This is a genomic window from Acidianus manzaensis, assembly GCF_002116695.1.
In the GTDB taxonomy this organism is placed as follows: Archaea; Thermoproteota; Thermoprotei_A; order Sulfolobales; family Sulfolobaceae; genus Acidianus; species Acidianus manzaensis.
In genome coordinates, this window is the sequence record NZ_CP020477.1 from 273,433 (window position 1) to 286,859 (window position 13,427).

Annotated in this window: 15 protein-coding genes; 4 read left to right on the top strand and 11 right to left on the bottom strand. The window is 29.4% G+C overall.

What is annotated here, in order from left to right; all coding sequences use genetic code 11:
* Positions 1 to 6 precede the first annotated feature (6 nt).
* The 4 genes from B6F84_RS01060 to B6F84_RS01075 form a co-directional block, all read right to left on the bottom strand.
* Positions 7 to 723, bottom strand: a complete 717-nt coding sequence (locus tag B6F84_RS01060; RefSeq protein WP_148690501.1) for a peptide ABC transporter permease — start codon at positions 721 to 723, stop codon at positions 7 to 9.
* Positions 720 to 1,946 (bottom strand): ABC transporter permease subunit, encoded by a 1,227-nt coding sequence (locus tag B6F84_RS01065; protein ID WP_148690502.1) that lies wholly within the window; start codon positions 1,944 to 1,946, stop codon positions 720 to 722. The genes B6F84_RS01060 and B6F84_RS01065 overlap by 4 nt, the downstream gene beginning before the upstream one ends.
* 194 nt (positions 1,947 to 2,140) lie before the next feature.
* The gene (locus B6F84_RS01070) at positions 2,141 to 2,887 is read right to left on the bottom strand and encodes a hypothetical protein (protein WP_148690503.1); all 747 of its coding nucleotides are present in this window, start codon (positions 2,885 to 2,887) and stop codon (positions 2,141 to 2,143) included.
* A 103-nt stretch (positions 2,888 to 2,990) separates the two neighbouring features.
* The gene (locus B6F84_RS01075) at positions 2,991 to 3,419 is read right to left on the bottom strand and encodes a DUF973 family protein (protein ID WP_148690504.1); all 429 of its coding nucleotides are present in this window, start codon (positions 3,417 to 3,419) and stop codon (positions 2,991 to 2,993) included.
* Positions 3,420 to 3,747: 328 nt separating this feature from the next.
* Here B6F84_RS01075 and B6F84_RS01080 point away from each other — a divergent pair, with 328 nt between their 5' ends.
* The 3 genes from B6F84_RS01080 (at position 3,748) to B6F84_RS01090 (ending at position 6,826) form a co-directional block, all read left to right on the top strand.
* Positions 3,748 to 4,059, top strand: a complete 312-nt coding sequence (locus tag B6F84_RS01080; protein WP_148690505.1) for a hypothetical protein — start codon at positions 3,748 to 3,750, stop codon at positions 4,057 to 4,059.
* A 28-nt stretch (positions 4,060 to 4,087) separates the two neighbouring features.
* Positions 4,088 to 4,807: a hypothetical protein gene (locus tag B6F84_RS01085; protein WP_148690506.1), complete on the top strand. Its 720-nt coding sequence runs from the start codon at positions 4,088 to 4,090 to the stop codon at positions 4,805 to 4,807.
* A gap of 303 nt (positions 4,808 to 5,110) precedes the next feature.
* Positions 5,111 to 6,826, top strand: a complete 1,716-nt coding sequence (locus B6F84_RS01090; RefSeq protein WP_148690507.1) for a hypothetical protein — start codon at positions 5,111 to 5,113, stop codon at positions 6,824 to 6,826.
* A 336-nt stretch (positions 6,827 to 7,162) separates the two neighbouring features.
* Here the strand turns inward: B6F84_RS01090 and B6F84_RS01095 are convergent, their stop codons facing one another.
* Genes B6F84_RS01095 through B6F84_RS01110 form a run of 4 tightly spaced genes read right to left on the bottom strand, consistent with a single transcriptional unit; the run spans position 7,163 to position 10,147 of the window.
* Positions 7,163 to 7,549 (bottom strand): hypothetical protein, encoded by a 387-nt coding sequence (locus B6F84_RS01095; protein ID WP_148690508.1) that lies wholly within the window; start codon positions 7,547 to 7,549, stop codon positions 7,163 to 7,165.
* Entirely contained in the window at positions 7,546 to 8,751 is a 1,206-nt protein-coding gene (locus tag B6F84_RS01100) for a hypothetical protein (RefSeq protein ID WP_148690509.1), read from the bottom strand. The genes B6F84_RS01095 and B6F84_RS01100 overlap by 4 nt, the downstream gene beginning before the upstream one ends.
* A complete protein-coding gene (locus tag B6F84_RS01105; protein ID WP_148690510.1) occupies positions 8,752 to 9,861 on the bottom strand; it encodes a DUF4145 domain-containing protein in 1,110 nt (369 codons plus the stop codon). It abuts the gene before it with no gap.
* A gap of 22 nt (positions 9,862 to 9,883) precedes the next feature.
* Positions 9,884 to 10,147, bottom strand: a complete 264-nt coding sequence (locus B6F84_RS01110) for a hypothetical protein (protein WP_148690511.1) — start codon at positions 10,145 to 10,147, stop codon at positions 9,884 to 9,886.
* Between the two features lie 199 nt (positions 10,148 to 10,346).
* Here B6F84_RS01110 and B6F84_RS01115 point away from each other — a divergent pair, with 199 nt between their 5' ends.
* Positions 10,347 to 10,784, top strand: a complete 438-nt coding sequence (locus tag B6F84_RS01115) for a hypothetical protein (protein WP_148690512.1) — start codon at positions 10,347 to 10,349, stop codon at positions 10,782 to 10,784.
* Here the strand turns inward: B6F84_RS01115 and B6F84_RS01120 are convergent.
* The 3 genes from B6F84_RS01120 to B6F84_RS01130 form a co-directional block, all read right to left on the bottom strand.
* Positions 10,776 to 11,312, bottom strand: coding sequence for a class I SAM-dependent methyltransferase (locus tag B6F84_RS01120; protein WP_148690513.1), 537 nt, complete (start codon positions 11,310 to 11,312; stop codon positions 10,776 to 10,778). The two genes, B6F84_RS01115 and B6F84_RS01120, sit on opposite strands and share 9 nt — an antisense overlap.
* A gap of 71 nt (positions 11,313 to 11,383) precedes the next feature.
* Positions 11,384 to 12,658, bottom strand: a complete 1,275-nt coding sequence (locus B6F84_RS01125) for an APC family permease (RefSeq protein WP_148690514.1) — start codon at positions 12,656 to 12,658, stop codon at positions 11,384 to 11,386.
* Between the two features lie 150 nt (positions 12,659 to 12,808).
* Positions 12,809 to 13,306: a hypothetical protein gene (locus B6F84_RS01130; RefSeq protein WP_148690515.1), complete on the bottom strand. Its 498-nt coding sequence runs from the start codon at positions 13,304 to 13,306 to the stop codon at positions 12,809 to 12,811.
* Between the last annotated feature and the right edge of the window lie 121 nt (positions 13,307 to 13,427).

The following is a 13,427-nucleotide window of genomic DNA, read 5'->3' on the forward strand; positions in this document are numbered from 1 at the left end:
CCAACATCACTTACTTAAAGAAATCAAAAGAATTAAAAGAATACCGCGGAAAATAGCAGGAGTTAAGAAAAGCCAATAATCAGGAAGAAGACCAGAAGCAGTATTTAACAAAGTAGTCAAAGTAGGATAATTAGGATCACCAACACCACCTATAACACCCATAGCAGTAAAAGTAGAAATACCATCCAACATAGCAGGAACAAAAAACCTAAAAGACTCCTTATACATCCTACGAAAAATAAAGAAAATAACAGAAAACGACGAATAAGAAAAAGAATATTCCTTAAAAACAATCTCACTAATCTGCCTAGCATAATAAGTCCATCCAGTCAAACCAACAGTCAAAGCAATAATAAAAAAATTACCAATTAAAGACCTTCCAGTAGGAGTACCGTAAAAAAGCGCAATAGACAAAAGAAAAGGAATCCTAGGAATAGTATTAAGAGAATCCAAAAACCTAACCATAACAGCCCTAAACCTAAAACCAGAAACAACACCATAAACCAAAGAAAGAAAAACCTCCAAAACACCAACAACAAAACCAAAAATCAAAGTATCAACATTAGCCCTAGCATTAACATTAATCATATTCTCGCCATTAATATACGTACCCAAAGGATAAGAAACACTAGGAGGAGACAAAGAAGGACCAGAAGGCAATTGATAAAAAGAAAAGAAAACACTAAACACAACAAAAATTATAAAAAGAACCTCCTTAATCATCTTGTCACCCTAGGATCAATAATACCATAAATAACATCTGTTATGAAAGAAGACAATACTTCAATCGTAGAATAAGTCAACATTACACCCTCAACTACCTTATAATCCCCATTAAAAACAGCAATCTTCAATAATTCACCAAAACCAGGCCATCCAAAAATACCCTCAACCAAAAGCTCAGCAACCAACATCTCCATAAAAGCAGAAGAAATAGAAGACAACATCAAAACACTAGCATTACCCAAATAATGACGATAAATAATAATCTTAGAATCTAGCCCCTTCATAAAATAAACATCATTCTTAAAAACAGCCTTAAGCAACCTATTAGAATAAATACCTACAAAAGGAAAGAAAAGAGAAAGAAAAGGCATAACAACATAAGAAAAAACATTTCCAGAAGGAGAACCATAAGGAAAAATATGAAGAAAGAAATGAAAAACATAAAGCAAAACAATAGCCAAAACCCAAGACGCCAAAGCAGTACCAACATACTTCCAATAAGATAAAACCCTACCAATCTTACCAGTCAAACCATAAACAGAAAGAAAAGAAGTCAAATAAACAGTAGAACCAAAAGTTATAGACAAAAGAAAAGAAGTATAACTCAAAGAAGTCAAAATCAAAGAACTAACAGAAACACCAAAATACCCACTAACCCCAGCATTAAACGAAAGAAAATGAACCAAAGACAAAAAAGCATTCCTACCATGAAGAAACTCCAAAATATAAACAACAAGAAAAACCAGAAAAAGAGAAATCAAAGAACTAGAACCCCTCTTCAATATATACCTACGCAAAGAACCACCAACAGCATAACCCCTAACCAAATCACCAATCTTCAAAGACTGAAAATAAAGAACAGAAGCCTTAAAACCAATCAAAGAACCAACACTAACCAAAAATAAGGAAAAAATTGAAAGATAAGCATAAGGCTGAACATAACCATAAACTACATACACATAGTACGTACGGTAAGGCAAAGAATAATTTTCTATTTTATTTAGATAAATTGTAGTAGAATTAAAATAAACCTCAGCCTTAGGCTCACCATGAGTCAAAATAGCCCAAGGATAAGACCCATAAGAAGGAGGAACAGCAACACTACCATAAGAAAAACCCACTACTTCAAAATAAGTCGATTGAATAGAAATAAAAGCCAAAACAATACTAGAAATAATTAAAACTAAAGAAACTAAAATTAAAGATAAACCAACCCTCAACCTAAGGAAAGAAAAGACAGGAAAATTATAAAACTAACTCCTTCACCTTTTTAGCAGAAAAACAATTCCTTTATACTATAAACCATTATCTAGTAAAATACAATACAAATAAGCTAAGAAATAATTTTTATAAATCTCAAACTCTTGAAGTATTAGCTAACGTGTTAAATACAAAACGACTAAAACGAGAATAACTATTTCCTAAAAATGAGAATAACTATAATCCCTATAATACCAATTATAGTAATATATTCCATAATTTTCTTACCTAATGAATACCCACTGTGCTCATAATTAGCAGAAATATTATAAGCTAAAGTATGAGCCAAAGTATACCCTTTAAAAGACGGTAAAGTAATATTAGAATTATTATAGTTAGTCAACCACAAAATTGAAGTAGAGTTATCTACTAACTGGTAAGAGGTACCTAATTCCACGCTATTCACTTTTACTCCTATTCCTTGATTGTTAAACCACATAGTTAGAATAGAGCTTATACCATCCATTCCAGAAATGTTCCTATATTCATACAAACCATTTTTGCCAACATACTGCAGTAAAATTCCTCCTCTACTCACATTTTTACCTAACAGAGAAGGAGAAATATAATAGAGAGAAACTGGTACAGAAGCATTGCTTAAAGAAATAAAAGGAGCAAAATAGTTCGTAGAATTTACATTATATATTGTTTCGCTGACTTCAATAGTATCATTAGAATATATTGCTAGAATTCTAAATAAATCCATTTGCTTAAAAATAGTTATACTACCATTAGGCAATACCATATAATCAGTGACGTTATAAAGGAAAAAAGATCCCACAGAGATATTTTCGTTTGTTGTAGATGCTTCATTCATATTAATACTAGCTGCTTGTAAACTAACAATAGAGAATAGTAGCAAAAGTAAGAACAAAATCGAAATCTTATTTTTTATAGGCATACTTATCACCTTAATATAGAATATATCGTCTCTCTCTAATGGATTAAAAAATAGAAAAAAGTATTTTAAATAAAAAATTTTTATCTTTTTATTGCATTTATGATCATGATGATACTGCTTGTGCAGTTACTGTAACTACAGTTCCATCTGCTAATGTTACTTCAAAATCATACGTATTGCCTGGTACAAATGTCCCACTACTAAAAGTTACAGTTATACTATTGGTTCCAGCAGTTAATGTAGATGAACTCAGTGATCCTGAATAAGTTGTACCAGCTAACTGCACTGAAGTAATAGTAGCGCTACCTGAGGATGATAATGTAAATGTTAATGTGCCACCAGAACTACAGGGAATTATTGTACCTGTTCCTACTTGGGTAACTGTTGACTTTCCTGCAAATGCTCCGAATAGTCCGAATGCAAATCCTACTACTACTAATGCTATTATTACTGATGCTATAACTAATATTAACGCTGTTACTGCTCCAGATATACCTTTTTTGCTCTTTTTTGCTCTTAGTAAGGCTTTCATCAAGAATAATAGTTAGAATCTTCTATATATATTTTTTGCCTTAACTTTTATTAAAGAAAAATTTATATATCAAATAGAGCACTACAGTGTTTTTACATTGAAGATCTTTATAATCTAGGTAACTGTAAATAATTTTTAAAGATTAGGATAGAAGGACTATGTTAGTCTTCTAGCTAACTCATGAAAAAGATTAAAAAGGTATTTTATTAATGTATAATATTCATTCTGTTTTTATAGTTTAACCTACAAGATATTGTTTTGTAGCTTTGAAAAAACTTTAGCTTTCTAGAAAAATTTTTATAGATAATTTACGTTAGAAGTATACTAAATGAGCCTTATTAAATCAATCAATAATGATGTAATAAGACTATTAATTTACCTAACGCTAATGAAGGTTCTCGTTATATTGCCAGTGTACATACTTAAAGGATCAAGTTTTTTTCTATTCTTAACAACTAAATGGGATTCCTTAAGGTTCGAGCAAATTGCGGAATATGGTTATTCTGGAAGTAATTACGCTTTTCCACCTGTCTACCCTTATCTTATTCATTACTTAACATTTCTAACTGGAAGTTATCCTCTTTCTGCTTTTCTCATTACTAATATAATAAGTTATATTTTTCCTTATAATAGTATATAAGACGTTTAATTATAAGACTGCTCTACTTTTGGAAATATTTCCAGTATATGTAGTATTCTCAACTATTCCTTATTCTGACGTATTTTATTTAACTTTCTTAGCCTTAACTTTTTACATATTGAAGAAGGAGAAAAATGATAATAATGTGATATTATCTTCACTATCTTTCAGTTTAAGCTTACTTAATTTTTATAGTATTGCTTGGACTCTTCCCTCATTTTTTGTTGAATTAAGAAAGAAATTTTATATTTTTATAATTTTACCAATATTTACGGGTTTTCTAATTCTATTCGGTTATTATATTGCTACTGGCTCTCCATTCACTTATTTTAATTTAGAAAAGTATATATGGAATGTACAATTTTCCAACCCTATTAGCCAGGATATATGGCTTTATCATTCTGTTGAGTTGAATCATTTTCATATTTTGGGATTAAGCCTAACTCCAAGTGATTATATAATTAGAAATGTAGCTTTTGAAATATTTTTCCTTAGTTTAATACTTTTATTTATTAAAAGTAATATTAAAGAGAAATATTTTTATTTAGCGTACTGTCTTCTAGCTTTTGTTCCATTACTTTTTGTTAGTGGTATTCCAGCGTTTTCAGTACCTCGCCTTTCCCTTGCAGCATTTCCAGCTTTCTATAATTTAAGGCTTGGAAAATGGTACTTCATAGGATATTTGATTGGTTGTATAGTATTAATACCGTTTATAACATTATGGCAACTTTATGCATTTTTCTCGTAATAGCTTAAAACGCTTAGCAGGAAATACATTAAGTAGAAGTTAACGGATAGTCCAGTCGTTATTCGTTAGAAGATAATTAATTTTTCAAAAATAGACATAAGTTGAATATATTTACTTTATTATTAAAAATTACATTACTAATCACTAAACGGCAGCTAAAACTTGATCTCCTTAAAAATATATGCAAAATATTTATTATTATAGGATTTTATTCTACTAACTCTCTATATAAAATACAAGTTTTAATAACTTTATCTTTTTTCAATAAGCTTATCTATCCCTATTTAATAGATTGTTTAAGAAATGGATAAGAGACAAGCTCTTGCCACTAATGTTTCACAGTTATTTATTATATTCACAATGCAAATCTTTTCAGAACCTAATTATCTTAATCCATTATTAATTATTTTAAATTTATCTTTACTTATTATTGCTGGATTGATGCTTTTTATCAAGTTAAATTTTAGGTACATGAATATATTTATTGTAACTGAAATAATTGCCTCTATATTTTTGTATTCGGTGTATTTTCATTTCTTCTCCTTAATTATCGCATTACTTCTAGCATTATTTGTTGTATTTGGATATTTCACTTCTTTGCTTTCAGAGATTTCTATTATGGTATATATAATTTCTTTTGTACTATATTTTGTTAAATATGCTCATCCGTTTTTTGGCACTGATGAAATTATGATAGATTATTATTCTGCCTATCTTTTTCTTCATGGATTAAATCCTTATGATCCTATAAATACTGCTAACGTTTACTCGGTTTTTTACCATGGTGCGGCATTTTACGCTGAGCAAGTTTTTGGTACTCCATTAACTACTGGTGGTGTAGTTACTAATCTAAATTATCCCTCATTATCTTTTTTGATTCAAATTCCAGCTTTATTATTAGGCATTTCTCCCAACTATACTATACTTGTTTTCTTTTTTGCTACTATTTTCCTATACTATTTTTATCTAGGGAAAAAGAACGAAATCAGTATTTTCCCGTATTTCATTTCTTCTATTTTTCTTAATGCTAATTATCTTTTTTATGCTCAAGGTGGAGTTACTGATATTATATGGTTGTTTTTTGTCTCTTTTTCTCTTTTTGTTAGTGATATAAGGCTTAAGGGTGTTATGTATGGCGTTGCTGTTTCTTTGAAGCAAGTTCCATTGTTTCTTTTTCCTTTCTATTTGATTTATCTTTATAAAGAGAGAAAGAGTATTAGTAAGTTTTTAATTTATACTATTGTGACTTTCTTGGTTTTTAATGGTTATTTTATATTTTTAAATCCTAGCTACTATTTTTATGACTTCTTCTATCCTATAACTGCTAATTTGATTGGTATAGGATTTGGTCCTTCAATTTTTTCTTTTAATGGCATGTTTTTTATTTACCCTGAGTTTTTTACAGTAGCAGTAGGTATTATAGGTTTATTAGAATTAATTCTGTTTATCTTTTATTATGAAAAGTTTAGAAATACATGGACTTCATTTCCTTATTTTATGCTCTTTATGATGTATAGAGTTTTATGGAATTATTTAATATATTGGCCTTTGCTTAATTATATAGATAAGGAAAATGAAAGCAATGTAAAGAGTGAAAGTAGATCTAGTGTAGATACGAGAAGAATTGTAGGCATAACTTTGATTTCTATAGTATTAATAGTTAGTTTTGCATTTTATTTCCATTATAATTATACTTATTATTATGATTCTATCTCTATTCACGTATTGAAAATTTTTAAATATGATAATTATGTTTATGCTATGCTAGTTAACATAAGTTATACTCCTAAGAATGCTAATTTGCCTGATGTTATTCATCCATATTTTAGAGTATTTCTTGATCAACCAATGCCATATTCCAATGGTTTTCTATGGAGTTCAAATATTACCTCTTTGCATGCTAATAGTTGGGAAATAGCAAAAGTATATTCCAAATTTGGACTTATTGCATTTAAGTCTGCTCCATTCCAAATTCAAGCATATTATGGAAATATTCTAGGAGTGGAAATGGTAGAATAAGTTTATTTTGTTAATTACAAAGAATAATAAAATTAATAAATATTACCAAAAAGATTTTGAGCTTTGCTATATTATGAAATTCTTTAGGTGGTAAATATGGGAAAGCTTCTAGTAAGATTTATGCTTTGCTTAGCGTTAATTATAATTTAGCTAAAGAATTTTCAGTAAATGTTTTGGTTATAATCTTGTATTATTGATTTTCAAACTTATCATTTCTAGTTAAAAGTAATTGTCTTTGATTTTGTAGTTTAGATTTAGTTGTAGAGAGAATATTTGAAATAAGCTCTTCTCTGATTAGACTGTCACAGAATAGTAAAGTATTAAAATAGCACTAATTTAGATTTTTTGTTCTTCTACTATTTTTTCGTATTCTTCTAGGATTTTTTCTGCTTTATATACTTGATGTACCGTAATTTTACTATCTTTAGTGTATATTTCTAGGTTAGAAAATTTTGTAGGTATTATTTTTATGTCTGTAATTTCTTCCCATTTTATTTTATTTTTATTTGTTCCTATTTTTCTTTTCCATATTCTTATTTCCTTATTGTTTGTTTTTATTGGTGGGTATATTACTAAATAAATTGAATATGCTACAATTCCTAACCATATCAAAAAAGTTATTCCTACTGCGATATAACTTATTACAACTGATGCAATCATTATAATGAAGAGGATTAAAATTAATGGAAAGATGATGATTTCGTTTTTGGTATATACGATCATTTGTTGTATTCTTTGAGTATCCAGTATAAAAGTAAGAAGGAAAAGGATAGGTCGTTGAAGTCTTTTTCTTCTTCTAATACTAATTGTCCTACTGTTGCGTTTGTTATTACGTTTTTCCAGTGGTTTAGTGCTGATTGGTCTGATGTTAGGATTAGTGTGTCTTTTATTAGGAGTGGATCTATCATTGGTATTATTGCGTCGCAGAAGAAGACTGGTGTTGGTATTATTGTTGATCTATTCATTAGTTCTTGTACGTATATCCAGGCTAGGTCGTTGGCTATTTGTTTTGTTTTGGTTTTTTTGAAGCTTGATTTGTTGTTTGCTATTTCAATGTATGCGCAGTAAGGTAGGTATGTTTGTATATCTGGATAAAATACGATTCCGTTGTATATCAGGTTTGTATCTATTACTATTCCTCTAAATTTTCTTAATAGTTCTCTTATGTCGTATTCTTTTTCATCTATTTTTGCTTTTATATTGTAGAATCCTAGGATGAATGGTAGGCTTTCGGTATCGTGGAATGTTTTTTCTAGGATTTCTTTTGGTGTTGTTTTTACGTCATTTAAGAATAATCCTTTTTTGTTGAGTTTTATCAAGCAATTGTTATCGTCTTTAAGTTTTAGGTCTTCTCCTATGCAAATGTTTACTTCGTCGTTTATGCTGTAATTTTTATTTTCCTTTGCATTAAATTCTAGTGATATTTTTGCTATGATTTTGCTTAATTCTCTTCCTTTTAGCCAGTGGTCTATTGATTTATTTGCTTTTTCGTAGTTTACTATGTGTTTTGTTTCTTTTTTCCCTGATAAGAATGGTACTATGAATCTAGGTATAAATGGGTAATATAGGGTGTACCATGCTCCGAAGGGGAACATTATGTGGTCTATTTTGATTCCTAATTTTGTTGCTCTTTCTACTAGTTTTATTATGTATATTACTGATGATGCTGAGGGTATTAGTAAGTCTGCTTCTGATAGTATTTTATCTATTTCTTCATCTTTTATTCTGTAATCTATTTGTTTGATTTCTATTTTTAGAGAAGTAATTTGGCTTAAAAATTCTATTATGTCTTTGACGTATGGTGATGTAAAAGGTGGATAAAGTATGAGTATGTTGTCTGTGTATGTTTCTGCTGTTCTTAATATTGTTGTTACTGCTGTTTCGAATACTTTTATTGGTGATCCTATTGGTATGATTGCTTTCATCTAATTAGTTTCTAGTTTTGCAATTAAATTTTCTAATCTTTCTATTAGTTCTGGTGCTTCGTTTATTGCGTGTAGTGCGTCGTTATTTTTGACTTTTTTGTGTGCTCCAAAATTTCCTATCAATCTTAGGTCTTCTAGTTTGTCTAATAGGAATAGTAGTTCGTTTTTTGTTTGATTATCTATTTTGCTTATTTTTCCTAAAATTTCTCTTTCTAGAGTGTATAATACTGGTTTTTTGAGTTCTTTGATTTCCATGCAGGAATTTTCAACGTTTATTCCTCTTTCTTTGAGTGTTTGGCATAATTTGTCTAAGTATTTTTCTATGATTATGTTTTCTAATATTTTTCTTATTACTACTACTGCTGAAGAATAGTATCCCATTATATAAAGGGAAATTGATTGAGCATAGTCTATTAAGTAATCTCCTAGGAGGTCTAATCTAACTTTGTTTGTGAATATGTTTGCTACTGATTCGCTTATGCTTCTAATTATTAAGCTTATTAATACTTGGCTTGTTTGTATGTCTAAGTTAATAAATGGTCTAATTATTTGTCCTTTTCCTATAATTATTGAATATGATGTTGTGTATTCTTGGTTTTGAGAGGATTTGCATATGTTGAAAGGTACTATTTTGTCTCCTAATGGTACTCCGTCTGCTTTTTGTGGTATTATTCCTAGAAAGCTTGAAAATTTTGTTTCTTCGCAAATTGAATTTAGGTCATTTAGAAATTTTAGTTTGGTTTCTACGTAATAGCCTTTTTCCTTACTGTATCCTATGTAGAAGTTTTGTATTCCTAAAAATTTTTCAAAGTTTTCTTTTAACCATTTTATGGTTTCTTTTGCTTGAGTTAGGTTATCTACGTAAATATATTTAAATGGTGCACCTATCCATATTACTTTTCCTCCGTTATTTATAAAATCTAGAAAATTATTCAATGATCTATTTATATCTATTGTATTTTTTAGTTTGAGATAATCTCCTCTGATTATGAGTGTGGAACCTTTTGGGAATAAGTTTTGATCTAATGAATTTATTTCTCTTATTTGGGTTTCATCATCTATTGTTTTCAAGTATTCCACGCCAGATATGCTAGGGTAAGCGTAAATCACAAGAAAATTATGAATGCATAGTTTATATTTTTTCAGTCTTATGTGAAATTCTTTTCTTCTTAAATAATCCTTTATTTCCGAAAATTTTTTCTAAATCTTTGAGTAGTTTCTTATGTTCGTCATCTTTGCACATAATAAGGTGTTTTTTCAATCCTTTTATTGTATATCCGTCAATTTTAGATTTACATACTGGACAATATTCAATTTTAGATTTGCTTAGATGAATAACCAAATCTTTTTTATGTGCATATTCTTTTTTCTCATATGGGTGAATAGGGCACCTCATTGCTCTTTTGAGGTGCTATATAGTATTCTGTATTTTCTCTATTTAAGCTTTGCGCTTGAAAGGTTAATTGAAATATTTATCGTTTTTATAAATTATAAAAATTTTTTGATAGAAATTCATACTAGACTGGTAATTTTTTTATTTGTAAGAATTCCTTGAAGGAGTAAAACACATTAAAATCTCCTAATATAATTAGTATATGCCAATTAGGAGCGAAAGACAATACGCTTTAATGAGTTTTAAGGATTTTATCGTATCTTATGAGCGAGTAAAGAATAAAGAGTATGCCTTGTCAGCTTTTAGAGCTTACAAATCGTTAAGGAGAATGTTACAGTCTTTAGCTATGAAGCATAATCTTCACAATAAATCTACTCCTTGTGCTGTACCTAAACAAGATATGATAAAAGTTGCTGAAGCATTAAATGAAGTATATCCAAGTATTTTAAACATGACTAAGAATGCGTTGAATTTGTTTGATGAGTGGAAGAGTAAGAATGCTAAGAAGGATGATATAATCGATTTACTTTTATCTTTAGATTTTTCATGGATTTCAAAATACTTATCTGATGATGATTTAAATAAGATTGAATCAATAAAGGAGGAATTGAAGAATTTGCGGAAAACTGATTTAATCTGATTCTCTTTGTAATATTAAGCCATAATGATATGGTCCTACTTCAAATTCTTTTTGTAGTTTAAATTCGGGCGAGAATTCTTTTACGTAATCTTCTTTGCTCATTCTGATACTTTCTGGAGGACCGAATGGTGTGCCTTCCTTTTTCCAATCTATTATGATAATTTTTCCTTTTTTATTTAATATTCTTTTTACTTCTTCTTTTACTTTTGTTTTGTCTTTCATATCATGGAATGAATTAGCAAATAGTACAACGTCTACTGAAGAGGATGGTATTGAAGTGTTTGAAGCGTCTTCATTTAAAAATATTGCGTTCTTAGCTATTTTCTTAGCTATTTCTATCATTTCCTTTCTTTTATCTACACAATATACTTTTTTGGCATACTCTACTAGATATTGACAATAAAATCCTGGTCCACATCCTAATTCTGCTACTGTGTCGTTTTTACTTATTAAGAATGGTATGTATTTTTCTGGGTTTTCTATCTTTTTTCTTTCTTCACTTAATAAGAATGTTGGAAATCTGTCCATAGGTAAATTTGTTACCCAGAGTTAATAAAGATATTTTCTGATATTATCGTATTTTTTGAAAAGAATAAATGTTAATATATTTTTCCGTGTGGGTTTAGTCTTTTTCCTTTTTCTATTACATTAATTTGTACGTGAGTTTCGTGAATTAATAAGCCGATAATTAAAGATAGGACTCCTAGCATTAATGATTCTTTTCCTAATGACGCTGTAACTATTAATGAAAGAGCTACTGCTATTATTTGTAGTCCAGGATAAAATGGTGCTTTGAATTTTCCTGTAATTTCTCTTCTCCTAGAAATTACTACTGCTATTGGTGTAATCACGTAAGAGAAAATTGTACCAAAATTCGATACTAAACCTATTAATTCAACGTTTCCTAAGGATAATGACGACACCATTATTGCTGATATTATTGCTGTTGAAATTGTATCTTTTGATAGTTTTCTAGGTATTAGTTCGTCTTTAGCCATTTGTTTTAAAGTTCTAGCTGATGCTATGATTATTGAAAGTGTGACTGTTATTGTGGCTATTATTGCTGTTGATGATACTGCTATTATTACGATTTCTGGAGCTTTTGCTTGTTGTAATGCAAAAGATAATGGATTTCCTTGTAATCCGTAAATCTGCCAAGGTAGTAGATATAGCATTGAAAAAACTACAAGAATGTAAAGTATTGATGTTACTATCAATGAAAGGATTATTGCTTTTGGTACTGTTTTTTCTCCGTTTTCTACGTCTGGAGTTAAGGTTGCTATGGTGTTAAAACCTGAGTAGGCGAAGAAAGCTAGGGACGCTCCGCTGAATATTCCTGAAATGCCATGTGGCGCTATTGGAGTGAAGTGCGAAATATATAATTTTCCTACAATTATTGAGAATGCTATGAATAACGTTAATCCAACTACGTTGATGATTACTAAGGCTGTTTCTATTTCTGATGCTAATTTTAATCCGAAGAAGTAAATCATTGAAAGAACTACAATTAATATTCCTGCTATGATAAATTGTAGTCCGTGAAATGGTAAATAACTGGCAAATCCTAACGCTGTTGCTGCTCCTGAGATTGCGTATGAGATCATTCTCATCCATCCTACTAGGAATCCTACTGAGTCTCCCATTGTGAGTTTTGCAAATGAGTATACTCCTCCTTCTGTATTTGGAAATTTTGATGATAATTCTGCACTGTTTAATCCTATTGTTATAGCTAATATACCAGTTATTATGAAGGAAATTAATGCGCCTGGTCCTGCTAAGTAAATTATGCTTCCTGCCATTACGAATATTCCTGCTCCTATTATGTTTCCTAATCCTACTGCTGTTGCTTCAATGAGGTTTAGTTTTCTCTTCACATGAATAAAAGGAAGAAATATAATAAAAGAGTAGCTAAGGAACTACTAGTTTTTAGAAATTTGGTGTTTTAATTCTACTTCTTACCTTATAAGATGATTTAATAAATCCAGTATTTATATTTATAAAATTTTCAATACAAACTTCTTTTTTCAAGCTGAAACTAATGGAATAATCCCTCTAGGAACTAGGTAACCGTCTGGTACTATTGAATAATTGATGATCTTAACAATAAAGGTAACTTGAGTCCAACTTTCATTCTCAAAGATAAATGCGTTAAAATACTTACAGCTTAGAAGTTTTTGATAAAGAGTGAAGTTCTGTATTTCTAATATGTATTCCCCGTAATTATTATAAGGTACTATTGGAGGGCCTGCTTTGATGAAAGTCTCGTTTAAAATTCTGACCTCTGAGAAGAAAGTAGGATATACAATGTATATTGTACCATTATGTAAAAGAAGTTCATAAGAATAATTTGCCAAATATCTGGAATGATTCGTACTACTGGTTGAAGAACTCATGGGAGGAGGATTTGGGATTGTATTATCGTGGGAGCTTATATTATATCCCTTCATCGAAATTGACATTGAATAAATTAATACACTAGATATTACTAAAATAACAATTAGTATTAAAACTAAATACTTCATTGAATTTTATATTATTTTAGAAGTTTATATATCTTGCTAGTTTTTTGAGTTTTTAACTTAAGAATACTCTATAAAGACTGGAGAGTAAGCTATTTACGTGAACTACTCCGCCCTTACCTGT

Bases quoted from the DNA above. Each gene is read 5' to 3' on its own strand.
- B6F84_RS01095 (WP_148690508.1), bottom strand. From the start codon at position 7,549: ATGATCGTATATACCAAAAACGAAATCATCATCTTTCCATTAATTTTA.
- B6F84_RS01120 (WP_148690513.1), bottom strand. From the start codon at position 11,312: ATGGACAGATTTCCAACATTCTTATTAAGTGAAGAAAGAAAAAAGATA.
- B6F84_RS01070 (WP_148690503.1), bottom strand. From the start codon at position 2,887: ATGCCTATAAAAAATAAGATTTCGATTTTGTTCTTACTTTTGCTACTA.
- B6F84_RS01115 (WP_148690512.1), top strand. From the start codon at position 10,347: ATGCCAATTAGGAGCGAAAGACAATACGCTTTAATGAGTTTTAAGGAT.
- B6F84_RS01090 (WP_148690507.1), top strand. From the start codon at position 5,111: ATGGATAAGAGACAAGCTCTTGCCACTAATGTTTCACAGTTATTTATT.
- B6F84_RS01080 (WP_148690505.1), top strand. From the start codon at position 3,748: ATGAGCCTTATTAAATCAATCAATAATGATGTAATAAGACTATTAATT.
- B6F84_RS01100 (WP_148690509.1), bottom strand. From the start codon at position 8,751: ATGAAAGCAATCATACCAATAGGATCACCAATAAAAGTATTCGAAACA.
- B6F84_RS01060 (WP_148690501.1), bottom strand. From the start codon at position 723: ATGATTAAGGAGGTTCTTTTTATAATTTTTGTTGTGTTTAGTGTTTTC.
- B6F84_RS01075 (WP_148690504.1), bottom strand. From the start codon at position 3,419: ATGAAAGCCTTACTAAGAGCAAAAAAGAGCAAAAAAGGTATATCTGGA.
- B6F84_RS01110 (WP_148690511.1), bottom strand. From the start codon at position 10,147: ATGAGGTGCCCTATTCACCCATATGAGAAAAAAGAATATGCACATAAA.
- B6F84_RS01130 (WP_148690515.1), bottom strand. From the start codon at position 13,306: ATGAAGTATTTAGTTTTAATACTAATTGTTATTTTAGTAATATCTAGT.